Annotated in this window: 17 protein-coding genes; 7 read left to right on the top strand and 10 right to left on the bottom strand. The window is 75.3% G+C overall.

Annotation, left to right across the window (positions count from 1 at the left end; all coding sequences use genetic code 11):
- Positions 1–9: 9 nt before the first annotated feature.
- From GA0115242_RS02870 to GA0115242_RS02900, 7 genes are read right to left on the bottom strand one after another with little or no spacing between them, the layout of a single operon-like run.
- Positions 10–4,497, bottom strand: a complete 4,488-nt coding sequence (locus tag GA0115242_RS02870) for an amino acid adenylation domain-containing protein (protein WP_237548710.1) — start codon at positions 4,495–4,497, stop codon at positions 10–12.
- Positions 4,494–7,661, bottom strand: a complete 3,168-nt coding sequence (locus GA0115242_RS02875) for an amino acid adenylation domain-containing protein (RefSeq protein ID WP_256089360.1) — start codon at positions 7,659–7,661, stop codon at positions 4,494–4,496. The genes GA0115242_RS02870 and GA0115242_RS02875 overlap by 4 nt, the downstream gene beginning before the upstream one ends.
- A complete protein-coding gene (locus tag GA0115242_RS02880; protein WP_093824138.1) occupies positions 7,658–7,876 on the bottom strand; it encodes an MbtH family protein in 219 nt (72 codons plus the stop codon). Before GA0115242_RS02880 ends, GA0115242_RS02875 begins: the two co-directional genes overlap by 4 nt.
- A 3-nt stretch (positions 7,877–7,879) precedes the next feature.
- On the bottom strand, positions 7,880–8,341 hold the full coding sequence (panD, locus tag GA0115242_RS02885; protein ID WP_093824140.1) for an aspartate 1-decarboxylase: 462 nt from the start codon (positions 8,339–8,341) through the stop codon (positions 7,880–7,882).
- A gap of 41 nt (positions 8,342–8,382) precedes the next feature.
- A complete protein-coding gene (locus GA0115242_RS02890; protein ID WP_093824142.1) occupies positions 8,383–9,195 on the bottom strand; it encodes an alpha/beta fold hydrolase in 813 nt (270 codons plus the stop codon).
- A 27-nt stretch (positions 9,196–9,222) separates the two neighbouring features.
- A complete protein-coding gene (gene entS, locus GA0115242_RS02895) occupies positions 9,223–10,515 on the bottom strand; it encodes an enterobactin transporter EntS (protein ID WP_093824144.1) in 1,293 nt (430 codons plus the stop codon).
- Between the two features lie 10 nt (positions 10,516–10,525).
- A complete protein-coding gene (locus GA0115242_RS02900) occupies positions 10,526–11,821 on the bottom strand; it encodes a salicylate synthase (RefSeq protein ID WP_237548715.1) in 1,296 nt (431 codons plus the stop codon).
- A gap of 299 nt (positions 11,822–12,120) precedes the next feature.
- On the opposite strand from GA0115242_RS02900, the gene GA0115242_RS02905 reads away from it, so the two are divergent.
- Genes GA0115242_RS02905 through GA0115242_RS02915 form a run of 3 tightly spaced genes read left to right on the top strand, consistent with a single transcriptional unit; the run spans position 12,121 to position 15,858 of the window.
- Positions 12,121–13,752, top strand: coding sequence for a (2,3-dihydroxybenzoyl)adenylate synthase (locus tag GA0115242_RS02905; RefSeq protein ID WP_093824147.1), 1,632 nt, complete (start codon positions 12,121–12,123; stop codon positions 13,750–13,752).
- Positions 13,742–14,800, top strand: coding sequence for a FecCD family ABC transporter permease (locus GA0115242_RS02910; RefSeq protein ID WP_093824149.1), 1,059 nt, complete (start codon positions 13,742–13,744; stop codon positions 14,798–14,800). The genes GA0115242_RS02905 and GA0115242_RS02910 overlap by 11 nt, the downstream gene beginning before the upstream one ends.
- Positions 14,797–15,858, top strand: a complete 1,062-nt coding sequence (locus GA0115242_RS02915) for a FecCD family ABC transporter permease (RefSeq protein WP_093824151.1) — start codon at positions 14,797–14,799, stop codon at positions 15,856–15,858. Before GA0115242_RS02910 ends, GA0115242_RS02915 begins: the two co-directional genes overlap by 4 nt.
- 6 nt (positions 15,859–15,864) lie before the next feature.
- On the opposite strand, the gene GA0115242_RS02920 is transcribed toward GA0115242_RS02915, so the two are convergent.
- Both GA0115242_RS02920 and GA0115242_RS02925 read right to left on the bottom strand, forming a co-directional pair.
- Positions 15,865–16,848, bottom strand: a complete 984-nt coding sequence (locus GA0115242_RS02920) for an alpha/beta fold hydrolase (RefSeq protein WP_093824153.1) — start codon at positions 16,846–16,848, stop codon at positions 15,865–15,867.
- Positions 16,849–17,018: 170 nt separating this feature from the next.
- Complete coding sequence (locus GA0115242_RS02925) at positions 17,019–18,134, bottom strand: GNAT family N-acetyltransferase (RefSeq protein ID WP_093824154.1); 1,116 nt, start codon at positions 18,132–18,134, stop codon at positions 17,019–17,021.
- A gap of 637 nt (positions 18,135–18,771) precedes the next feature.
- On the opposite strand from GA0115242_RS02925, the gene GA0115242_RS02930 reads away from it, so the two are divergent.
- Positions 18,772–19,752, top strand: coding sequence for a cytochrome c oxidase assembly protein (locus tag GA0115242_RS02930; RefSeq protein WP_093824156.1), 981 nt, complete (start codon positions 18,772–18,774; stop codon positions 19,750–19,752).
- Positions 19,753–19,792: 40 nt separating this feature from the next.
- Here GA0115242_RS02930 and GA0115242_RS02935 read toward each other — a convergent pair whose 3' ends face one another.
- Positions 19,793–21,148 (bottom strand): diacylglycerol/lipid kinase family protein, encoded by a 1,356-nt coding sequence (locus GA0115242_RS02935; RefSeq protein ID WP_093824157.1) that lies wholly within the window; start codon positions 21,146–21,148, stop codon positions 19,793–19,795.
- A 181-nt stretch (positions 21,149–21,329) separates the two neighbouring features.
- On the opposite strand from GA0115242_RS02935, the gene GA0115242_RS02940 reads away from it, so the two are divergent.
- The 3 genes from GA0115242_RS02940 to GA0115242_RS02950 all read left to right on the top strand — a co-directional run.
- Positions 21,330–22,496, top strand: a complete 1,167-nt coding sequence (locus GA0115242_RS02940) for an NAD(P)/FAD-dependent oxidoreductase (protein WP_093824159.1) — start codon at positions 21,330–21,332, stop codon at positions 22,494–22,496.
- Entirely contained in the window at positions 22,493–22,795 is a 303-nt protein-coding gene (locus GA0115242_RS02945) for a (2Fe-2S)-binding protein (protein WP_093824160.1), read from the top strand. The genes GA0115242_RS02940 and GA0115242_RS02945 overlap by 4 nt, the downstream gene beginning before the upstream one ends.
- A partial coding sequence (locus tag GA0115242_RS02950) for an FAD-dependent oxidoreductase (RefSeq protein ID WP_141721466.1) occupies positions 22,788–23,382 on the top strand: 595 nt, incomplete at its 3' end. The genes GA0115242_RS02945 and GA0115242_RS02950, both read left to right, overlap by 8 nt.

The following is a 23,382-nucleotide window of genomic DNA, read 5'->3' on the forward strand; positions in this document are numbered from 1 at the left end:
CTCCGCCTTTCAGCAGCGGTTCGAGTGCGGCCGTCCAGAGTCCGGCCAGGAGCTGGATCTCGTCCTCGGTGAAGAGGCGCTCCGGCCACTGCCAGCAGAGGGAGAGTTCGCCGTCGGTGAGCACGGCGTCGACGACCAGCGGGTAGGGGCGGGCGTGCCGGGGTCGGCGCCGCTGCCCATCGCGCCGGTCTCGGGCGCGCTGGTGAAGACGGCGCTGTCCCGGCGCTCGCCCAGGGTCATCCGGCCGAGGTAGTTGAACTCGATCTGGGGTTCGGGGAGTTCGGCGAGGACGGCGGCCGTCTCCGGGTTGAGGTGGCGCAGCAGTCCGTGGCCGACGCCCTTGTCGGGCAGCGCGGCGAGCTGGTCGGAGATCCGGCGGACCCGGTCCTCGGGGGGTCCGTCGCCGGGGTCGAGGCGGACCGGGAAGACGCTGGTGAACCAGCCGAGGGTGGCGGACAGGTCGGCGCCCGGCAGGAGTTGCTCCTCCCGGCCGTGTCCTTCGAGGGCGATGAGGACGGAGGCGTCGGGCCCCGGGCGGCCGAGGGCGCGCCGCCAGTCGGGGACGGCGACGGCGAGGGCGGTGAGCAGGGTCTCCTGGACGGGGCCGGTGAGGTCGGCGGGGTGGGTCGTCCAGTGGCGGCGGACGGTGTCGCGGGTGTCGGTGGACGGGTCGAGCCGGTGGGCGCCGAGGACCGGTTCCGGACGGTCGGACATCCGCCGCCAGAAGGGGAGTTCGGCGGTGCGGCGGGGCGCGGTGGCCTCCGCGCGCAGTCCCTCGGCCCACTCCTTGAAGGAGGTGCCGGGCGGGGAGAGCGCGGTCCCCTCCCAGGCGGCGGCGAGGTCGGCGACCAGGACGCCCCAGGACGCGGCGTCGGTGACGAGGTGGTGCAGGACCACCAGGAGCCGTCCCTCGCGGTCCGCGCCGCCGTCGAACCAGAGGAACCGGGCGACGGCCCCGGTGGCCGGGTCCAGTTCGGCGACCAGGTCGTCGAACGCGTCGGGCACCAGGGTGCCCATGGCGGTGTGGTCGAGCGTCCCGGCGTCGATCCGCCGCACCTGGTCGGCGGCGCGGGCGGAGCCCGGGGGCGCGGCGCGCAGCCGCCAGGTCCCGTCGCCGTCCCGGGTGAGGGTGGCGCGCAGCAGGTCGTGCCGGTCGAGGACGGCCTGGACGGTGCGGTGCAGCCCGTCGAGGTCGAGGCCGGGCGGTGTCCGCAGGAACCGTGCCTGGCTGAGTCCGCGCAGCGGGCCACCGCGCCCGGTGAGCCAGGCGAGCATCGGTGTCAGGGGTATCTCGCCGGTCCCGGCGTCCGGGTCGGCGGCGGCGCGGGGTGTCGCGGGCCGGGCTAGGGCGGCCAGGGCGGCGACCGTCGGATGGTCGAAGACGTCGCGCGGGGAGAGGGCGAGGCCCGCCGCGCGGGCCTGGGCGACCAGCCGCATGGAGACGATGCTGTCGCCGCCGAGGGCGAAGAAGCTGTCGTGGACGCCGAGCGATTCCAGGCCGAGGACCTGGGCGAAGAGGACGGCGAGCCGTTCCTCGTCCGGGCCGCGCGGGGGCTGGGCCGCGGGGCCCGCGGTGTGCGCGGGGGGCGGCAGCGCGGCGGTGTCGAGCTTCCCGTTGAGGGTGAGCGGGAAGCCGTCGACGGTGACGAAGGCCGACGGGACCATGTAGTCGGGCAGGACGGCGGCGACGTCCCGGCGCAGCAGGTCGGCCGTCCCGGCAGCGTCCGGCGCGTCCGCTGCCGTCACCAGGTAGGCGACCAGCCGCCGGACGCCGGGCGCGTCCTCGCGGACGACGACGGCGGCGCGGTCGACCAGGGGGTGGTCGAGGAGGACGGTCTCGATCTCGCCGGGTTCGACGCGGTAGCCGCGGATCTTCACCTGGTCGTCGACGCGGCCCAGGCACTCGACCAGGCCGCCGCCGGTCCACCGGGCGATGTCGCCGGTGCGGTACATGCGGGCGCCGGGCCGGTCGGCGAACGGGTCGGCGACGAAGCGGTCGGCGGTGGCGCCGGGGCGGCCGAGGTAGCCGCGGGCGAGTCCGGCGCCCGCGATGTACAGCTCGCCGTCGACGCCGACCGGGACCGGGTTGAGGTGTCCGTCGAGGACGTAGAGGGTGGCGCCGCCGACCGGGCGGCCGATGGCGGGACGGTCGCCGAGCGCGAGGTCGCAGTCGGCGGAGTCGACGGTGCACTCGGTGGGGCCGTACAGGTTGTGCGCGCTGAGCCCGTCGGTGGCGCGCAGGGTGCGCCACAGGTCGGGCGGCACGGCTTCGCCGCCGACCCCGAGGACCTTCAACTCGGCCTGCCAGTCGTCTCCTTGGGCGACGAGCTCGCCGAGCAGGGACGGGGACAGCTCGATGAACTCGATGGCGTGCTCGGCGAGGAAGGCGCGCAGGGCGGCGGGGTCGCGGCGCACATCCTCGGGCACCAGGTGCAGTTCGTGTCCGGCGAACATCCACAGCATCGGCTGCCAGGAGGCGTCGAAGGCGGTCGGCCAGGCGTGCCCGATCCGCAGCGCCCGTCCGCCGACGGCCGCCGCGGCGGGGGTGTGCAGGGCGGCGTGGTGGGCGGTGAAGAGGTTGACGATGGCGCGCTGCGGGACGAGGACGGCCTTGGGGCGGCCGGTGGAGCCAGAGGTGTAGATGACGTAGGCCGGGTGTTCGGGGTGCACGGGCGCGAGCCGGTCGGCGTCGGTGAGGTCGCGCGGGTCGGCCGCGGCGGCGCGCTCGCGCACGGCCGGGTCGTCGAGCCGCAGCAGCGGGACGCCGACCAGGGTGTCGTCGTCGGGCGCGGTCGCGTCGACGGCGATCAGGGCGACCGGGCGGGCGTCGGCGAGCATCCCGGCGATCCGCTCGCCCGGCCAGGCGGGGTCCAGGGGCAGGTAGGCGGCGCCCGCCTTCTGCACGGCGAGCAGCGCGGTGAGCGTGTCGGGCACGGGCGGCAGGGACAGCGCGACGATCTTTTCGGGTCCCGCGCCCAGGCCGACGAGGAGGCGGGCCAGCCGGTTGGCGCGGGCGTTCAGTTCGGCGAAGGTCAGCCGCTCCCCCGCCCCGACGACCGCGACGGCGTCCGGGGTGGCGGCGGTCTGCGCCTGGAGGATCTCGGGCAGGGTGGCGGGACCGGCGGGCAGCCGCGGTCCGGCGCCGAGCGCGAGGAGACGGGCGCGTTCGTCGGGGGCGAGGACGTCGAGGGCGGCCAGCGGCAGCGCGGGATCGGCGACGACGGCGCGCAGTACGCGCTCGAACCGGTCGGCGAGTTCCGTCACGGCGGGCCGGTCGAAACAGTCGGGCCTGAACTCCAGGACGACGCCGAGGCGTTGCTCGGCGAGGACCGCCAGGGTCAGCGGGTAGTGGGTGGCCCCCGACCCCTCGACGCCGGTGATGCGCAGCCCGGCGCGGGCCTCGGCCTCGGCGACGGACGCCTCGTCGATCGGGTAGTTCTCGAAGACGAGCAGGGTGTCGAAGAGGTCGCCCGCGCCCGCCAGCCGCTGGATCTCGGTCAGCCCCAGGTGCTGATGCTCCATCAGGTCGGCCTGTTCGCCCTGGAGTCGGCGCAGGTAGGCGGCGGCCGGTTCGGCGGGCGGTACGGCGACCCGGACCGGCACGGTGTTGATGAACAGGCCGATCATGGTGTCGGCACCGGCGAGTTCGGCGGGCCGCCCGGCGACGGTGGCGCCGAACACCACGTCGTCGCGGCCGGTGAGGCGGGCGAGCAGCAGCGCCCACAGGCCCTGCACCACGGTGTTGACGGTGACGCCCAGGGCGCGGGCCAGCTCCCTCACCCGGTCGGTGAGTTCCTCGGAGAGGCGCAGGGTGTGCAGTTCGGGGCGGACCGGGACGGGTCCGGGGGCGGTCGGCGCGAGCAGGGTGGGCGCGGCACCGGCGAGGGCCCGGCGCCAGGCGAGGCCCGAGGCGTCCCGGTCGCGGGAGGCGAGCCAGGCGAGGAAGTCGCGGTACGGGCGGACGGGGGGCGGCGGGACGGCCTCGGCGGGGGTGCGCAGAGCGGCGTAGAGCTGGAGGAGTTCACGCACCAGCAGCGGCACCGACCAGCCGTCCAGCAGGAGGTGGTGGTTGGTGAGGATCAGCTGGTGCCGGCCGGCGCCGCGGTCGACGAGGGTGAGACGCAGCAGCGGCGGGTCGGTGAGGTCGAAGCGGGCGGTGGCGTCGGCGGCGGCCAGGGCGTCGGCGGCCGCGTCGTCGGCGGCCTCGGCCTGCTTCCAGTCGACGGGGACCTGCTTGAGGACGACCTGGACCGGTTCGTCGAGGTCCTCGTGGAGGAAGGCGCCGCGCAGGGTGGCGTGCCGGGCGAGCAGTTCCTCGGCGGCGGCGCGCAGCAGCGCGGGGCGCAGCGGCCCCTCGATCTCCACCACGGTCTGCATGGTGTAGATGTCCTGGGCGCCCTCGTCGAACAGGGCGTGGAAGAGCAGCCCCTGCTGGAGCGGGGAGAGCGGCAGTACGTCCTCGACCAGGGAACCGTCGTCCCCGGGCTCCTTGCTCATCGGCTCCTCCACCTCGCCTTGACGTTGTCGAGCTGCGCCGCGCTGAGCGTCACGAGCGGCGCGGCGGTCGCGGTGAACTCCGCCTCCGCGGGCCCCGGTCCGTCCGGCAGGGCGGCGGCGAGACCTTCGGGGGTGCGGAGGGTGAACACGTCCCGTGGGGTGAGGGCGAGTCCCGCCCTGCGGGCCCGGTCGGCGAGCCGGACGGAGACGATGCTGTCGCCGCCGAGTTCGAAGAAGTCGTCGTGGACGCCGACCTGTTCGAGGCCGAGCACCTCACCGAAGAGGCCGCACAGCACCTTCTCCCGCGCGGTGCGCGGCGGGGCGTGGCCGCGCGCGGCGGTGAAGTCCGGTGCGGGCAGGGCGCGTCGGTCGAGTTTGCCGCTCGGGGTGAGCGGCAGGGCGTCCAGCGGGACGACGGCGGAGGGCACCAGGGGCGCGGGCAGCCGCTCGGCGAGGGCGCGCCGCAGGGCGAGGGCGTCGAGGGCGGCGCCGGGTTCGGGGACGAGGTAGACGACGAGCCGGGCCGGGCCGGGGCCGTCGGCGCGGGCGACGGCGGCTGCCTGCCCGACGCCGGGCAGGGCGCGGGCCGCCGCCTCGACCTCGCCCGGCTCCACCCGCACGCCCCGGATCTTGACCTGGTCGTCGGCCCGCCCGAGGAACTCGACGGTGCCGTCGGCCCGTTGCCTGGCCAGGTCGCCGGTGCGGTAGAGGCGGGCGCCGGGCGGTCCGAAGGGGTCGGCGACGAACCGTTCGGCGGTGCGCGCGGGTCGGCCGAGGTAGCCGCGGGCCAGGCCGTCGCCCGCGAGGTACAGCTCGCCGGTCGCGCCGACGGGCGCGGGGGCGAGGAACGGGTCGAGGACGTGGACCCGGGTGCCGGTGACGGGGTGGCCGAGCGCGGGGGTGCCGTCCCAGGTGTGGGCGAGGCTGTCCCCGGCGGCCTCGGAGCAGCCGTAGAGGTTGACCAGCCGGGCGCCCGGCCAGCGCCGGGTGATCGCCTCGGCGAGCGCACCGGGCAGGGCCTCGCCGCTGGAGATCCAGGTGCGGACGGTGGCGAAGGCGTCCGGCGGGGCCGATTCGAGGAGGCTCGCGTAGAGGCTGGGGACGGCGGTGAGCACGGTGGCGCCGTGGGCGTCGGCGAGGGCGGCGAGCGCGCGCGGGTCGCCGGTGGCCTCGTCGTCGGCGAGGACGAGGGTGTCGCCGTTGACGAGCGCGCCGAGGATCTCGGTGAGTCCGTCGATGAAGCTGACCGGGCTCTTGGCGAGCCGGACGCCCGGTGTGCCGTCGGTCAGGAGCGCGCGGCCCCACAGGAGCCGGTTGGCGAGGGCGCGCTGGGTGCCGAGGACGCCCTTGGGGCGGCCGGTGGAGCCGGAGGTGAAGATCAGGTAGGCGGGGTTGTCGGGGGAGAGCGGGGGGCGCGGTCCGCGGCGGGCGGCGGACGCGTCCGGCGGGCACACGGTCTGCGGGTCGATGCCCGACTCCCGTGCGGTGGCGGGCGAGCAGATCACCAGGCGGGGGTCGGCGTCCCCGAGCATGAGGGCGATGCGCTCGGCCGGGTAGCCGGGGTCGACGGGGAGGCAGGCGGCGCCCGACTTGAGGACGGCGACCAGCGCCACGACCAGGTCGGGGGTGCGCGGCAGGGCGACGGCGACGACGGTCTCGGGGCCCGCTCCGCGTGCGGTAAGCGCGGCGGCCAACCGGTCGGCGCGGGCGTCGAGTTCGGCGTAGGTGAGGGTGGTGTCGCCGTGCCGGACGGCGGGGGCGCCGGGGGTGCGGGCGGCCTGTTCCTCGACGAGGGCGCGGACGGCGGGGTGGGAGGCCGCGCGGGTCGCGGGCGGGGTGTCGGACCGCCGCGGGGTGCCGAGCCGGGCGACCGGGCGCTCCGGGTGCCGGACGAAGTCGTCGATCAGCGCGTCGAGTTGCCGGGCGACGGAGGTGGCGGCCGCGGTGTCGACGACGCCCGGCCGGTGGCTCAGGGTGAGGGTGAGGCGCGGGCCGGGCAGGGCGGTGAGGGCCAGCGGGTAGTGGGTGGCGTCCCGGACAGAGACGTCCGTCATGCGGAGGCCGTCGAGGGCACGGGCGATGCCGTCGTCGTCGATGGGATAGCTCTCGAAGACGAGCAGGGTGTCGAAGAGGACGCCGTGTCCGGCGGCGCGCTGGATGTCGGCGAGGCCGAGGTGCCGGTGGTCGAGGAGCGCGGACTGTTCGCCCTGGACGCGGGTGAGCAGGTCGGCGAGGGGTTCCCCGGGGCGCAGCCGGACCCGGACCGGGAGGGTGTTGATGAACAGGCCGACCATGGACTCGATGCCGGGCAGGTCGGCGTCGCGGCCGGAGACGGTGGCGCCGAGGACGACGTCGGTGCGGCCGGTGAGGCGGCCGAGCAGGATCGCCCAGAGGCCCTGCAGGACGCTGCTCACGGTCAGTCCGCGGGCGCGGGCGGCGGCGGTGAGGGCGGCCGTGGTCTCCTCGGTCAGCCGGGTCACGAGGCGTTCGGGGCGGCCCGCGGGCAGGTCGCGGGCGGCGGGCGCGACCAGCGACGGGCCGTCGAGGCCGGTCAGCGCGTCGGCCCAGGCGCGCAGCGCCGCGTCCCGGTCCTGCCGAGCGAGCCAGGCCAGGTAGTCGCGGTAGGGACGCACCCGGGGCAGTGCGGTGAGGTCGCCGCCCGAGGTGTAGAGCTGGAACAGCTCGCGCACCAGGATCGGCGCCGACCAGCCGTCCCAGAGCAGGTGGTGCGAGGAGAGCAGCAGCCGGTGGTCCCGGGCGCCGAAGGCGACCAGGTGGAAGCGGAGCAGGGGCGGCCTGGCCAGGTCGAACGGCGTGCCGAGGTCGGCGGCGAGCAGCCGCTCGAAGGCGTCCTCGCGCTCCGGACGCGGTAAGGCGCTCAGGTCGCTGGTCCGCCAGGGGGTGCGGACCTCGGTGCGCACCACCTGGACGGGTCGGCCCGAGCGCTGGGTGCGGAACGCGGCGCGCAGGTTGGCGTGCCGGGCGACCAGTGCCTCGGCCGCGGCCCGCATCCGGTCGGCGTCCAGCGGCCCTTCGAGGCGGGCGACGAGCTGGCCGGTGTAGACGTCGGGGGCCCGGTCGTCGTAGCGGGCGTGGAAGACCATGCCCTCCTGGGTCGGCGACAGCGGCAGGACGTCCGCCACCGCCGGGCGGGCCGCCGTCACTCCCCGGTCCTGCGCATCGCCTCGGCGAGGCCGCGCGGTCGCATGTCCGTCCAGTTCGCCTCGATGTGGTCGAGGCAGGCGGCCCGGGTGCCGGGCCCGTGGACGGTGTCCCAGCCCGCCGGGACGGGGGCGAAGTCGGGCCACAGCGAGTACTGGCCCTCGTCGTTGACCAGGACGCGGAAGACGCCGTTCTCGTCGTCGAAGGGGTTGGCCATGGCTCAGTTCCTCTCCTGGTGCGGCGGGTTCGGGGTGGCGCCCGGCGCGGTCGCGGTGAGGGCGCCGGAGAGCTGGTGGGGCTCGCCCGGCACCGGTGCGGCCGGGTCGGTGCCGAGGGCGACGACGCGGTTGGCCTGGTCGACGTGCACGACGCGGGGCCGGTGGGCGGCGCGTTCGGCGTCGTCGAGGGCGGCGAAGGACATGACGATGACGAGGTGTCCCGGGTGGACGAGGTGGGCGGCGGCTCCGTTGACGCCGATGACGCCGCTGCCGCGTTCGCCGGTGATGGCGTAGGTGCTCAGCCGGGCGCCGTTGTCGATGTCGACGACCTGGACCATCTCGCCCTCGACGATGTCGGCGGCCTCCATGAGGTCCTGGTCGATCGTCAGGGACCCCACGTAGTGCAGGTCGGCCTGGGTCACGGTGGCTCGGTGGATCTTGCCGTTGAGCAGGGTGCGCTGCACGAGTACCCCCTGGGTAGATACTTAGGTGAGGCTAACCTAAGTCACTCTGGCGTGGTGTGGAAGAACTCCAGGAGGGTCCGGTTCACTTCGTCCGGACGTTCCAGGTATCCGTAGTGCCCGCAGTCCGCGATCTCCCGGTAGACGGCGGTGGGGATCGCGTCGGCCACCTCGCGGGACAGCCGCGGCGGCAGCGTGACGTCGTCGGCGAAACCGATCACCAGACAGGGCCTGTCGATCGCCCCGTAGGCGGCCAACCGGCCGTCCGGCACCGCCAGTTCGAGCTGCGCCCGGACCCCGGGACCGGTCGGCGAGGGCGCGAACTCGAACAGCTCGAGCCAGTCCTGGGCGCGCTGTTCGTCGTGGAGCGTGGCCGGGGAGAGGTTCTCCAGCGCCCGCACCCAGGCCGCGAAGCCGGGCGGCAGCTTCACCCCGCTGTCGTACAGGGCGCGTTCGGCCGCCGAGACCGCGCCGCGGACCGGATCGGTGCGCCCGCGGGTGGCCATCAGGACGCCCTGGACGACCAGTTCGGGACGCGCCAGCATCAACTCCTGGACGACGTAAGCCCCCATGGAGACGCCGACGAACCGGCAGGGGCCCAGGCCCAGGTGCGCGACGAGCCCGGCGGTGTCGGCCACCAGGTCGTCGATCGTGAAGCCGCCGGCGCACTCGTCGGTGGGCGGGACGCCCCGGTTGTCGAAGGTGACGACCCGGTGTCCGGCCGCCACCAGGTCCGGCACCTGGTGGAGGTGCCAGGCCCGGCCGCCCGCGCCCTGGCCCATCACCAGGACCACGGGATCACCGTCGCCCCGGTCCTCGTAGTGCAGCCGGATTCCGTTGACGAGCGCGCTCGGCACGGGCCCCTCCCTCCCCGATTCCGTCGGTCAGTCGGCGGTCTTGGACGGCTCCGCGGGCGCGTCGGCGTCCGGCTGCCCCGCCGGTGGCCCGTGCAGGGTGGCCCGGCGCAGTCCCGGCACGGCGACCGCGACGGCCGCGACCCCGGCCAGGCAGACCGCGCCGCCCAGCACCACGGCACCGGCCGAGGAGCCGAGGGCGCGGGCGACCAGGCCCGCCTCCAGGTTGCCGACGGAGGGTCCCGCGGTGGCCTGGGCGAGCCAGAGGGAGCCGACCCGGCCCTGGAGCCGGTCGGGCGTGTAGTGCTGGAGCAGCGCCCTGCGCAGGATCTCCGACGCGGTGTCGCCGAGGCCCGCCAGGGCCAGGAAGGCCAGGGCAAGCCAGAGATCGGGGCTGAGCCCGAAACAGGTGATGGCCACGCCCCAGACCGCGACCGCGCCGATCAGGGCCCGCCCGGTGTGGTGCACCCGGCCGGTCCAGCCGCTGGCCAGCGCGCCGAAGAAGGAGCCGACGGCGGGCGCGGTGTAGAGCAGCCCGACGGTGGACGGGCCGCCGCCGAAGTGCTCGGTTCCCAGCTCGGGGAAGAGGGCGTACGGCATCGCGAAGACCACCGCGCACACGTCGATCAGCAGCAGCCCGGCGACCACCTGGTTGGTGCGCAGGAACCGCAGCCCCTCCGCCATGGCCTTCAGCGGATGCTGCCCCTCGGCCCCCGCCACCGGGGGCATCTTGGGCAGCGGCGCGAGCAGCGCGAGGCCGACGACGTAGATCGCGGCGTCGATCGCGAAGCACCAGGCGAGCCCGGGGCCCGCCGCGATCACCCCGGCGAGCGAGGGGCCCACCATGCCGCCGAGCTGGGCGGTCAGGGTGAGCAGCGCGCCCGCGGCGGCGAGCTGGCCGGGCGCCACCAGGGTGGGCGTGGCGGCCATCATCGCCGGGCCGCCGAGCCCGCTGGTGCCGCCCGCCAGGACGGCCGCCACGAACACGAACCACTCCTTGGGGTCGGGCAGGGCCGCGTTCACCGCGAGCCCGGTGACCACAACCGCCGTCACCGACCGGGTGACCAGCACCACCCGGCGCCGGTCCACCCGGTCGGCCAGCAGCCCGCCGGTGACCAGCCCGACCAGCAGCGACATGCCGAGCACCGCGCTCATCAGGCCGACCTGGACGGACGACCCGGTCAGCTCGTAGATCTGCAGGCTCGCCGCCACCGAGGTGAGGTGGGTGCCCAGCATGGAGATCGCCTGGGTGGCGAAGACCAGCCGGAAGTCCCTGCCCGACCGCAGCGGGGTGACGTCGACGACCACTTCTCCCAACCGCACGCCGACCCCCCTAGTCCCGGTCGGCGGGCGCGGCGGGCGTCACCGGCTGCGCCGGGACCACGTACGGGGCGACGCTGCGCAGTTTCTCGCAGGTCTCCTCCAGCTCCCGGGCGGGTGTGGACCCGGCGAGGATGCCGGCGCCCGCGCGCAGCCAGGTGCGGCCGTCCTCCTCGAAGACGCTGCGCAGCACCAGTGCGGCGTCCAGCGCCCCGTCGCTCTCCACCTGGAGGACCGCGCCGCTGTAGATGCCGCGGTGCCCCTCCTCCAGCCGGGTGATGCAGTCGTAGGCGGGGAGTTTGGGGATGCCGGAGGCGGTGACGGCGGGGAAGACGGCGCGCAGCGCGTCCCAGGCGGTGGCGTCGTCGGCCAGCAGGCCGTGCACGCTGGAGCCCAGGTGCTGCACGCTGCCGCGCTGGCGCACGCTCAGCAGGTCGCGCACCGAGACCGAGCCCGGCCTGCACACGGTCGCCATCTCCTCCTCGGCGAGTTTGACGGACAGCACGTGTTCGGAGATCTCCTTGGGATCGGCGAGGAGTTCGGCGCGCAGCCGCTCGTCCTCGGCGCCGCCGAAGCCGCGGGCGCGGGTCCCGGCGAGGGGCTGGGTGACGACCTCGCCGTCCGCGCTCACCTCGGCGACGGTCTCGGGGCTGAACCCGGCGACCCGGCGCCCGGCGAGGTGCAGCAGGAAGGAGCGGGCGGGGGTGTTGTGGGTGCGGCCGTGGACGTAGGTGGCGACGAAGTCGACGGGGAACGGCACGGGGACCGGCCTGGAGAGGATGACCTTCTGCAGGTCGGTGCCGGACCTGATCTCCTCGACGGCGCGGGCCACCATCTCCGGGTAGCGCCCGGAGGGGTCGGCGACCTCGATCGGCCGGGGGTCGACGGGGGTGCGGGTGACGGGTTTGGCCAGCAGCTCCAGGACCGCGTCGAGCGTCTCCTGGTCGGCGCTGCGCACCTCGGCGGTCTCCTGACGGAACCTCACCTCGGTGTGCGGGACGACGAGATGGAGCAGATCGGCGTCCCCGGCGCGCTCGGGGTGGTCGGTGTGCAGATGGGAGAACTCGAAGGCCATCCAGCCGTAGGCGGTCCAGCCCTCGGCGGGCGCCTTGGCCAGTTCCTCCCCCACCTGGCGGAGGGGGTGCGGCCCGAGCGGGGCCGCGGTCTCTTCGGCGAGCCATCTGCGCCGGACGCCCGAGCGCCCGGCGACGACCTCGCCCAGCGCTCCTCCGGCGAAGCGGAAGTCGCCCTCTCGTTCGTAGACGACGTACTGGTCGAATAAGCCCGACTCCGCCAGTCTCGCGGCCAACAGGAGCGGTTCTCCCGGCAGTTCCGTCTCCGCGCTCCGATAACGCAGCAACGAACAACCTCCCTGGACTTAGGTTAACCTAACCTAATCGGGACTGACCCTAGCTCCGAGACGGGGGCCCGTCCAGGGCCGGTCTGGATCACATCCGGCGCCGGCCACCGCCCCGGCCTCCGGGCCGGGGTGCCGACACCCGCGATCACCTGCGCGATCGCAAGCGACGGCGGGTCCGGCACGGCCCCGGGCTTGACCGTGATCACAGATTAGGCAAGCCTTTCCTAAACCACAGGCGGGAGTTGGGCATGCTCGACGGGTGGGTTCCCTGGCCGGAGCCGTTCGCACGGCGCTATCGCGACGCCGGGTACTGGGAGGGGCGGCCCCTCGACCGGCTGCTGCGGGACCGGGCACGGACCGACCCGGACCGGATCGCGCTGGTCGGCGCGGACGGCGCGCGCTGGACGTACGCCGCACTGGACGCGCGCGCCGACCGCACGGCCGCCGGACTGCACCGGCTCGGCATCGCAGCGGGCGACCGGGTCGTCGTCCAACTCCCCAACACCGACGCCTTCGTGGTGCTGTTCTTCGCGCTGCTGCGGGCCGGGGCCGTACCGGTCCTGACGCTGCCCGCGCACCGCGAGAGCGAGATCACCCACGTCGCCGAGATGGCGGGCGCCGTCGCCTACGCCGTCCCCGACCTCCTCGACGGCTACGACCACCGCGCCCTCGCGCGCACCGTCCGCGCGGCGGTTCCCTCGCTCGCGCACGTCCTGGTCGCGGGCGAGGCCGCCGAGTTCACCGCGCTCGACGACCTCGACGCCGAACCGCTCGAACTGCCCGCGCCCGACCCCGGGGACGTGGCGCTGCTGCTGCTCTCCGGCGGCACCACGGGCAAGCCCAAGCTCATCCCGCGCACGCACGACGACTACACCTACAACGCCCGTGCCAGCGCCGGGATCTGCGGCTTCGACCAGGACACCGTCTATCTGGTGGTGCTGCCGACCGCGCACAACTTCGCCCTCGCCTGCCCGGGGCTGCTCGGCACCCTGCTGGTCGGCGGCACCGTCGTCCTCTCCCCCACCCCCAGCCCGGAGGACGCCTTCGCGCTGATCGAACGCGAGAAGGTCACCGCGACCGCCGTCGTCCCGCCGATCGCCCTGCTGTGGCTGGACGCCGTGGAGTGGGAGGACGCCGACCTGTCCTCGCTCGCGCTGCTCCAGGTCGGCGGCTCCAAGCTGGGCGCCGAACCGGCCGCCCGCGTCGCGCCCGCCCTCGGCTGCACCCTCCAGCAGGTCTTCGGCATGGCCGAGGGCCTCCTCAACTACACGCGCCTCGACGACGGTCACGACCTCGTCACCGGCACCCAGGGCCGCCCGCTCAGCCCGGACGACGAGATCCGGGTCGTCGACGAGGACGGCCACGACGTCCCGCCCGGCGAGCGGGGCGAACTGCTCACCCGCGGCCCGTACACCCTGCGCGGCTACTACCGGGCGCCGGAGCACAACGCCCGCACCTTCAGCGACGACGGCTTCTACCGCACCGGCGACCTGGTGCGGGTGCTGCCCTCGGGGCACCTCGTCGTCGAGGGCCGGGCCAAGGACCAGATCAACCGGGGCGGCGACAAGATCTCCGCCGAGGAGCTGGAGAACCACATCCTGGCCCACCCCGCCGTGCACGACGCGGCCGTGGTCGGCATGCCCGACGCGGCGATGGGCGAACGCACCTGCGCCTACCTCGTCCCGCGCGGCCCGCAGCCGCCCACCCAGCGGGAGTTGGCCGGATTCCTCGCCGGGCGCGGAGTGGCGGGGTACAAACTCCCCGACCGGGTCGAGGTGGTGGAGGTGTTCCCCCGCACCTCGGTCGGCAAGATAGACAAGAAGGAGCTCGGACGCAGGATCGCCGAGCGGCTGCGCGCGGAGGACGGCGGTGTCAACTGAGGTCGCCACGGCGGCGGACGACGCGAAGGGCACGGACCGGGGGCCGCGCCGCCGGACCTCGACCCGGACCCTCGCGGTGCTCGGCGCGCTGCTGCTGCTCTGCGCGGCGGTCGCGCTCAGCCTCGCCGTCGGCTCCCGCTCGCTCTCCCTGCCGACCGTGCTGCACGCGCTGCTGCACGACGACGGCTCCACGGCGGGCTCGGTGATCTGGGACGTGCGGGTGCCGCGCACCCTCGCCGGGATCGCCGCGGGCGCCGCCCTCGGCGTCGCGGGCGCCCTCATCCAGGCCCTCACCCGCAACCCGCTCGCCGACCCGGGGCTGCTCGGCGTCAACGCCGGGGCGGCCACCGGCGTCGTGCTGTCCCTCACCGTCCTCGGCGTCACCAGCCTCTGGGCGTCGGTGTGGTTCGCGATGGCCGGGGCGGTGATCGCGGGGCTCCTCGCCCACTCGCTGGCCTCCGGCGGACGCGGCGGCGCCACCCCGGAACGGCTCGCGCTCGGCGGCGCGGTGGTCGCCGCCGTCTTCACCGGCGTGAGCCAGACCCTGATGCTGCTGGACGCGCAGGTCCTGGACCAACTGCGGTTCTGGAGCGTGGGATCGCTGGCCCGCGCCGACAGCGCCACCCTCACCGCGGTCGGCCCGTTCATCGGCGCGGGGCTGCTGCTGGCGCTCGTGCTGGTCCGGCCGCTGAACGCGCTCGCCCTCGGCGACGACGCCGCCCGCGCCCTCGGCGCCCACCTGGACCGCACCCGCTTCCTCGGCCTGGTCGCCGTCACCCTGCTGTGCGGGGCCGCCACCTCGGCGGTCGGCCCGCTGGTCTTCGTCGGGCTCGCGGTGCCGCACATGGCGCGGATGATCGCCGGGGCCGACCAGCGCTGGACCCTGCCGCTCTCCCTGCTGCTGGCCCCCTCGCTGCTGCTGTTCGCGGACGTCCTCGGCCGGGTCGTGGTCCGCCCCGACGAACTCGACGCGGGCGTGGTCACGGCGGTCGTCGGCGCCCCCGTCTTCATCGCCCTGGTCCGCCACCGCCGGACGGTGGCCTCATGACCTCCGGTACAGGCGTACCCGCGCGCACCCGGGTGGTCCGCAGCCCCTCGCGGCGGCTCTCGGTACGGATCGACGTGCGGACGCTGACCGTCTGCCTCACGGTGCTCGCCGCCACCGTCGGCGTCGGCGTACTCGCCCTGGGCACAGGGGAGTTCACCATCTCCCCGGCCGACGTGGTGCGCACCCTGCTCGGCAACGGCAGCGCGCGCACCGACTTCGTCGTCAACGAGCTGCGGCTGCCCCGGCTGCTCACCGGCATCCTGGTCGGTGCCGCGCTCGGGCTGAGCGGGGCGCTGTTCCAGAGCCTGTCGCGCAACCCGCTGGGCAGCCCGGACATCGTCGGCTTCACCTACGGCTCCGCCACCGGGGGTCTGCTGGTGGTGCTGGTCCTCGGCGGCACCAGCGGGCAGATCGCCTTCGGCGCGGTCGCCGGCGGGCTCGCCACCGCGTTCCTGGTGTACCTCCTGGCGTGGCGGCACGGTGTGCACGGCTACCGGCTGGTGCTGGTCGGCATCGGGGTCAGCGCCCTGCTCCAGGGCGTCAACGCCTACCTGCTGGCGCGGGCCCGTTTCACCCAGGCGGCGCAGGCGATGGTCTGGCTCAACGGCAGCCTCAACGGCCGCGACTGGGGCGACGTCCGGCCCGCCGCGGTCGGACTCCTCGTGGTGCTGCCGCTGGTGGCACCGGTGGCGAGCCGCCTGCGCGTCCTGGAGATGGGCGACGACGTGGCGGGCGGGCTCGGGGTCTCCGTGCAGCGCACCCGCCTGGTGATCCTCGTCCTGGCCACGGCCGCGTGCGCGGTGGCGACGGCCGCCGCGGGCCCGGTCCCGTTCGTGGCGCTCATCGCCCCGCAACTGGCCCGCCGCCTCACCCGCGCCCCAGGACCCAACCTCGCGGCCGCCACCTGCGCGGGCGCCCTCCTGGTGGTCACCGCCGACTTCGCCTCCCAACGCGTCCACGAGACGGCCCAGTTGCCGGTGGGCGTGGTGACGGCGGTGGTCGGCGGCGTCTACCTCGGGGTGCTGCTGCGCCGTCAGCGCAAGGCGGGCCGGGTCTGACCCGGATCAGCCGCCGAGGGAGCCGAGCCAGTCGATCAGGAGGCGGTTGGTCTCCTCGGGGCGCTCCTGCTGGAGCCAGTGGCCGCAGCCGTCCAGGAGGTGCGAGGCGGTGAGACCGGGCAGGGTCTCGGGGTACGCCGCGATCGCGTCGGCGAGCCAGGTGGTGGAGGCGTCCCGGTTCCCGCCGATGAACAGCGACGGCTGGCGGACCGGGGCGCCGTGGTGGTCGGCGAGGTCCGCCCAGTCCCGGTCCATGTTCCGGTAGCGGTTGAGCGCGCCGGTCATGCCGCTGCGCTCGAACTCGCCCGCGTAGACGTCGAGTTCGGCCTCGGAGAGCCAGTGCGGCAGCCGTTCGCGGGGGAACCGCTCACGGAGGGTGCCGCCGGGGCTGACGAAGTGCGGGTCGGGGGCGCCCTGTTCGGGCATGGTGTCGGCGGACAGGGCCGCGTAGAAGCCGCCGAGCCAGCCCCGGACATCGGGCTCGATCTCCGCCTCGGCGCGGCCGGGACGCTGGAAGTAGGAGACGTAGAACTCCTCAGGACCGCCCATCGCCGCGAACACCTCGCTGGGCTTCGGGCCGCCGGGCGGGGTGTAGGGCACGCTGAGCAGGCCGACCGCGCTGAAGACGTCGGGGCGCAGCAGCGCGGAGGTCGCGGCGACGGTCGCGCCCCAGTCGTGGCCGACGATCACCGCGGACCGCTCCCCGAGCGCCTCGACGACGGCGACGTTGTCCGCCACCAGGTCGCGCAGCCGGTAGGCGTCCACCGCGTCGGGCTTGGAGGACCGTCCGTAGCCGCGCACGTCGAGGGCGGCCGCGCGGTATCCGGCGGCGGCGAGGGCGGGGAGCTGCGCGCGCCAGGAGTACCAGGACTCGGGGAATCCGTGCACGAGCAGCACGAGCGGTCCCTCGCCCTGCTCGACGAGGTGGGTGCGGCCGGCCGGGGAGGGCACCAGCCGGTGGGTGCGGTCGGCGTCCGATGGCTGCGGCATGGTTCCTCCGGGGGCGTGGGCGCGGTCGCGCGCGGCCGGGATCTGCGGTCGGGCGGCCCCGGTCACGCGGACCGGGGCCGCGACCGATCATCCGGCGCGGGCCGCGCAGGACACGACATCCGTTGCCGTTCCGGCAAAAAGACCCCCGGGAGTGGGGCCGTCCGGGCAGGTCAGGGCGTCCGGACGGCCCGGCCGCCGGTGCCGGGCCGACGCGAGGTGCGCAGGGCGCCGACCGTCCTGAGCAGACGGTCGGCGGGTTCCCGGAGCCCGGGGTGGGCGTTGACCGTGTTGCGCAGGCCGCGCACCGGACGGCGCCACATCCGGTGCGCGGCGGAGACGGGGTGCGGGCGGCTGACGAAGCCCTCGCCGACCCGCAGCTCACGGGTCTTGAGCCAGTCCTTGTACTCCTTGTCGCCGCGCCCGAGGTCCAGCAGCGTCACCCCGCTCCGGCTCGCCGCCTCGGCGGTCCGCAGGTGCATCATCAGGCCGGGCGAGTAGTAGTGCAGGTCGGGGTCGTAGGCGGTGAACCAGGCGGCGAGGACCGTGCGCGAGCGGGGCCCGAAGTGGGCGGCGACCGGCCGGTCCCCCGCGTACAGCACGGACAGGACGCCGGTGAAGTGCTCCTCGCGGACGTCGAAGAGGTGGTCGACCAGGTCGACTATCCAGGGCCGGGCGAACCGGTCCATGCGGCCGGTCCTGCGGTACTGGGCGGACTTCCAGCGCATCAGGGTGCGCAGCAGCCGCGGGTCCCGCTCGTCGAAGACGAACCGGAACGGGCCGATGTCGCGCCCGAGGCGGCGTTCCTTCTTCAGGGTCGTCTTGGCGAGCCCGGGGTAGGCGCCGCGCAGCCACTGCGGGTACCCGCTCTCGTCGGGCTTCAGGTCGACGACCGGGGAGGCGAACAGCCCCGTCACCTGTCGCGCGAACGGCCGCTGCTCCTCGACCAGGTGGTCGAACTCGAACAGCGAGAGTCCGCAGGCGCGCAGCAGGTCGCGCGCGTCCCAGGTGACGCCGGGCCGGTGCACCAGGGCCTGGCAGTCGGAGAGGCCGAGCCCGATGGCCCGGCCGACGCCGAGCGCGTTGCGCTCGTAGGGGAGGAAGCCGACCGGTTCGCCGTCCTCGCGCAGCACGGCGAACCGGGCCCCGTCCTTGTGCCGGGCGACCCCGCTCGCGAACTCCGGTGCCAGAAAGGGGTTGGCGTACTCGGGCGACTCGTCCATCGCCCGGTGCCACGCGTCCCGCAACGCGTCGTCGAGTTCGTCGAATCGGTGGATCGTCACGTCCACGTCAGATCATCCGCCCTTCCACAGGCTCCGCGAGGAACGCTCCGGCCGCGGTACCGGCCGACGGGGCGTGTGGACCCCTGCTCATGGATCGCATCGGCGACCACTCCCCCCGTGACACGCTGACCCGCTGACCCGCGCACTCCGTGGCGCCGTCCCCCGCCCGCGGCCCGGCAGGCCGGACCAAACGTGGCGAAACAGCACGCACGTTGTCAAGAGTGCCAGTCCGCGCGGCCCGCCGGGGGCGGGACGGCCCGATCCGCGGCGGCCGGTCCGGCCGGGTGAGAAGGAGGTAGGGAAGCGGTATGACGGCGTCGGCGTAGGGTCGCTGAGCGGTGCGGGCGGGTCCCCCGGGCGGGCGAGCCCGGACGGTCCGTGCGTCCCGCGCGGGCCCCGGGTCCGGCGACCGCGGGGAGCGACGCGGCCGACGTCGACGCACCGGTCCTGACCGCGCGGAGAGCCGGTCGGGCCGGGCGGCGAACCGGGCGGGAACGGGGGACGAACCGGTCGGGAACGGGCGCGCCGGTTCTGTCCGCCGCGCCGTTCGTTCCGTCGGCCCGTGTCGCCCGCACCGTCCGTGTCACCCAGGTCGCCCGTGTCATCCGTGTCGTCCGTGTCATCCGTGGAGGTGTGTGGAGTCGTGGGGAGTCCGCCGGAACTCACCGTGGGGCGGCTGCTGTCCACCTGGCGGCTCGATCCGCCCGCGCTGCTGCTGGTGGTGCTCCTCGGCGGGCTGTACGGCTGGGGCGTGCTGCGGCTGGCGCGCCGGGGCGAGCGGTGGTCCGCGGCGCGTACGGCCGCGTTCGCGGGGGCCGGGCTCGGCACGCTGGTGACGGCCACGATGTCGTCGCTCGCCGTCTACGACCGGGTGCTGTTCTGGCCCGCGGCGCTCCAGAACGTCCTGCTCGACCTGGTCGCGCCGCTCGGCCTGGCGCTGGGCGATCCGCTGCGGCTGGCCCTGCGGGCGCTGCCCGAGCCGTCGGCGCGGCGGCTGCGGCGGGTGCTGACCGGACGTCCGGTGCGGCTGCTCACCTTCCCGCTGGTCAGTACGGCCCTGGTGCTGGGCACCGAGCTGGCCGTCTACTGCACGCCGTACTTCGCGACCGCGCTGCGGGTCGACGCGCTGCACCAGGTGCTGTACCTCCATCTGCTGGTGGCGGGCTGCCTGTTCGTGGTGCCGGTCCTCACCCGTGAGGAGGCGCTGCCCGCCTGGTGCACGCATCCGGTGCGGGCGGCCCTGGTCTTCCTGGACGGGATCGTCGACGCCGTCCCGGGCATCGTCGTCCTCACCCGCGGCACCCTGATCGCCGGGGCCTGGTACGGGCGTCACCACCCGGCCTGGTCCCCCGACGTCCAACACGACCAGCAGCTCGGCGGCGGCGCGATGATCGGCGTGGCGGAACTGGTCGCGCTGCCGTTCCTGCTGGCCGTCCTCGTCCAGTGGGCCCGCGCGGAACGCTCCGGGACGGCCGCCCTCGACCGCCGTCTCGACCGGGAGCTGGTCCCGGCGCCGCCCTCGCCGTCCGCGCCGCCGTCCGCGCCCGGGGCGGGCGACCGGGTGCGGCCGTGGTGGGAGACGGAGGACGGCGAGGTCGCCAGACGGCTGCGCCAGGGACGGTGACGGTGAGCCCGGCGGGCTCACCGTGATCTCCCGGTGCCGTCTAGGACGGGCGGGAGCGGGAGTGGCGGGCGGGGACCGCCGTGCGGCTCACCGCCGCCGCGAGCTTGCGCAGCCGCCGCCAGTCCATCCGGGGCGGCAGGTCGGGGACGCCGGGGCGCTCGCGCGGGACCCGGACGCGCAGCGCGCGGCGCACCACGCGGCAGCGGACGGGCGCCCGCAGGGTGATGGCCTCACCGTCCAGGCCCACCTCCAGGGTCGGTTCGTCGGCCTCGATCACCACCTCGGGCGCGGTGAGCTTGCCGAAGCCCTGCGGCTGCGGGTCGAGGAGGAGTTCGGCGGCGTCCACCGCGCTGTCCACCTTGAGGGCGAGGACGCCCAGGGTGCCGGAGTTCAGCCGCTCGCGGCGGCCGAAGCCGAGCGGGTCGTCGGTGCGGTACGGGTTGTTGCTGACGAGCACGGCCTGCGGGTCGGCGAAAGTGGTGGCACCGGCCCTGACGGTGAGCCGGGGGCCGCGCTCCCGCGACAGCAGGTCGGGCAGGAGTTCGAGCGCGGTGCCCACCTTGGAGTCCCGGTAGCCGGGGCTCTGCACGACCGCGCCGTAGACCCCGAAGGACGCGTTGTTGACGAACGGGCGGTCGTCCGCGAACCCGAGGTCGACCCGGAGTTCGACGCCGTCGGTGAGCGCGTCCAGACAGGCAGCGGGGTCGTCCCGGTCGAGGCCGAGGTCCATCGCGAAGTGGTTGCGGGTCCCGGCCGAGATCACCAGGAACGGCAGCCCGTGCTCCGCGGCGACCGCGGCCACCAGCGCCTGGGTGCCGTCGCCCCCGGCCACCCCGAGCAGGTCGGCGCCGTCGGCCACCGCGGCCCGCGCCAGCGCCTCGACGTCCTGGTGCTGCTCCGGGTCGAGCAGCACCACCTCGGCGCCGAGGCTCTCCGCCTTCTCCCGCACCCCGAACTTCTCCACCTTGCCGCCGCCCGAACGCGGGTTGAGCAGCAGGAACGGGCGCTCGGGCGGGGGCGTGCGGTACTCCTTGACGCGGATCCGGCGCAGCCCCGTGGTGCGCAGCGCGTACCGCCCGCTGGCGACCGCGCCGCACCAGAGCGCGGCGGACGCCAGCAGCACCAGGAGCAGGTGGGCGCCGGCGAAGAGGACGATCACGCCGACCGGCGCGGCGACGGCGAGGACGGCCGCCGCGATCCGGGCCACGCCCCGGCGCGAGAGCACCCACCAGAGGGCGACGGCGGTCAGCGCGAGACCGACCACGCCGACCGCGAGCAGCAGGACGCCCGTCAGGCCCCCGTAGAGGAGGGGCAGCACGGCGGCGAGGGCGGCCGCGACGAGGGCGCCGCGCGCGGCCCACGCCTGCCGATGGTGCGACCGCTCGGCGCCCGTCACGGAATACACAGGATCCTCCACCCCGGGAATCAACGAACACGCAGGTACACGTCGGACCCCCGTCGGGCGACGGGGGCGCCCCAAGCTCTCACGGCCCGACGTCCGAGCACCGGATACCCCGGCGTCCGGCGCCTAGTCGCGCACTCTTTTCACCCCCTGCGGTATGTGACATGGTACTGGCGTGGCCAATCGACCGACCTGCGACGTCGTGGTGGTCGGAGCGGGCATGACAGGCGCCGCGTGCGCCCTGTACGCGGCCCGTTCCGGTCTGGACGTGCTGGTGGTCGACCGGGGTCCGGTCGCCGGAGGCACGACCGGCGCGGGCGAGGGCAACCTGCTCGTCTCGGACAAGGAGCCCGGCCCCGAACTCGAACTCGCGCTGCTGTCGCTGCGGTTGTGGGCGGAGCTGGCGGCGGAGCGCGATCTCGGCCCGGCCTTCGAGTACGAGCCGAAGGGCGGTGTCGTCGTCGCCTCCACCCCCGCCGCGCTCACCGCGCTCGATGCGTTCGCCGCGGGGCAGCGGGCGGCCGGGGTCGAGGCGGTCGCCGTCCCCCGGGAGCGGCTGCGGGAGCTGGAGCCCCGGCTCTCGCCCGATGTCGCGGGAGGCGTGCTGTATCCGCAGGACGCTCAGGTGATGCCGACGCTGGCCGCCGCCCACGTCCTGCGGGCCTCGGGCGTCCGGCTCGCGACCGGCCGCACGGTGACGGGCGTGCTGCGCGGCCGGGACGGCGCGGTGCGGGGCGTGGCCACCGACCGGGGCGAGATCCACGCACCGGCGGTGGTCAACGCGGCGGGCACCTGGGGCGGCGCGGTCGCCTCCCTCGCCGGTGTCCGCCTGCCGGTGCTGCCGCGCCGCGGCTTCGTCCTGGTGACCGAGCCCCTCCCCCGCCTCGTCCACCACAAGGTGTACGCGGCCGACTACGTCGCCGACGTCGCCAGCGACTCGGCCGCCCTCCAGACCTCGCCGGTCGTCGAGGGCACCGCGGCGGGTCCGATCCTGATCGGCGCCAGCCGCGAACGCGTGGGCTTCGACCGCTCGTTCTCGCTCCCCGCGGTCCGCGCGCTCGCGTCCGGCGCGACCCGGCTCTTCCCCTTCCTCGACCGGGTCCGCGCGCTGCGCACCTACCTCGGCTTCCGTCCCTACCTCCCCGACCACCTGCCCGCTGTCGGCCCCGACGCCCGGGTGCCCGGCCTCTTCCACGCCTGCGGTCACGAGGGCGCGGGCATCGGCCTGGCGACCGGCACCGGGCTGCTCGTCGCACGGGCGCTCGCCGGCCGGACCCCCGAGCTGGACCTGACGCCCTTCCGCCCCGACCGCTTCCCCGCCGATCCCGCGGAGGCACCGTGAACACCCCCCTGCGCCTGACCCGCGCGCGTCCCGGCCCGAGCTTCACCGTCACCTTCGACGGCCGCGAGATCAGGGCGCTGCCCGGCCAGACGGTGGCCGCCGCGCTGTGGACGGCGGGCGTCACGTCGTGGCGCACCACCCGCGACCAGGGGCGCCCGCGCGGGGTGTTCTGCGGGACCGGCGTGTGCTTCGACTGCCTGGTGACCGTCAACGACCGCCCCAACCAACGGGCTTGTCTGCTGCCGGTCGAGCCGGGCGACACCATCCGCAGCCAGACCGGGACCGGTCACGATGGCTGAACGCCCGCACCTCGCGGTGATCGGCGCGGGTCCCGCGGGGCTCGCCGCCGCGCTGACCGCCGCCCGGCACGGCCTGCGGGTCACCCTCGTCGACGCGGCGGCGGAGGCGGGCGGGCAGTTCTACCGGCGGCCCGCCGCGGCGCTCGGCGCCCGCCGCGCCCGCGCCCTGCACCACCGGTGGCGGACCTGGGAGCGGCTGAGCGCCGACCTGGACCGGCAGCGCGCGGCCGGACGTCTTTGCTATCTGACGAGTCATCAAGTGTGGTGTGTGACGAGCGAGTCGGACGGTCCGCAGGCGTCCGACTCGTTCACCGTGCACGCGCTCGTCGGGCCCCGGCAGGAGCGGGGTGTCACGGTCCGCGCGGACGCGGTGCTGCTCGCCACCGGCGGCCACGAGAAGGTCCTGCCGTTCCCCGGCTGGACGCTGCCCGGGGTGCTCGGCGCGGGCGGCGCGCAGGCCATGCTCAAGAGCGGGCTGGTGCTGCCGGGGCGCACGGTGGTCGTCGCCGGGACGGGACCGCTGCTGCTGCCGGTGGCGACCGGCCTCGCGGCGGCCGGGGCGCGGGTCGCGGCGCTGGTGGAGTCCG

It is taken from the genome of Streptomyces sp. SolWspMP-5a-2 (genome assembly GCF_900091845.1).
GTDB classification, from domain to species: Bacteria; Actinomycetota; Actinomycetes; order Streptomycetales; family Streptomycetaceae; genus Streptomyces; species Streptomyces doudnae.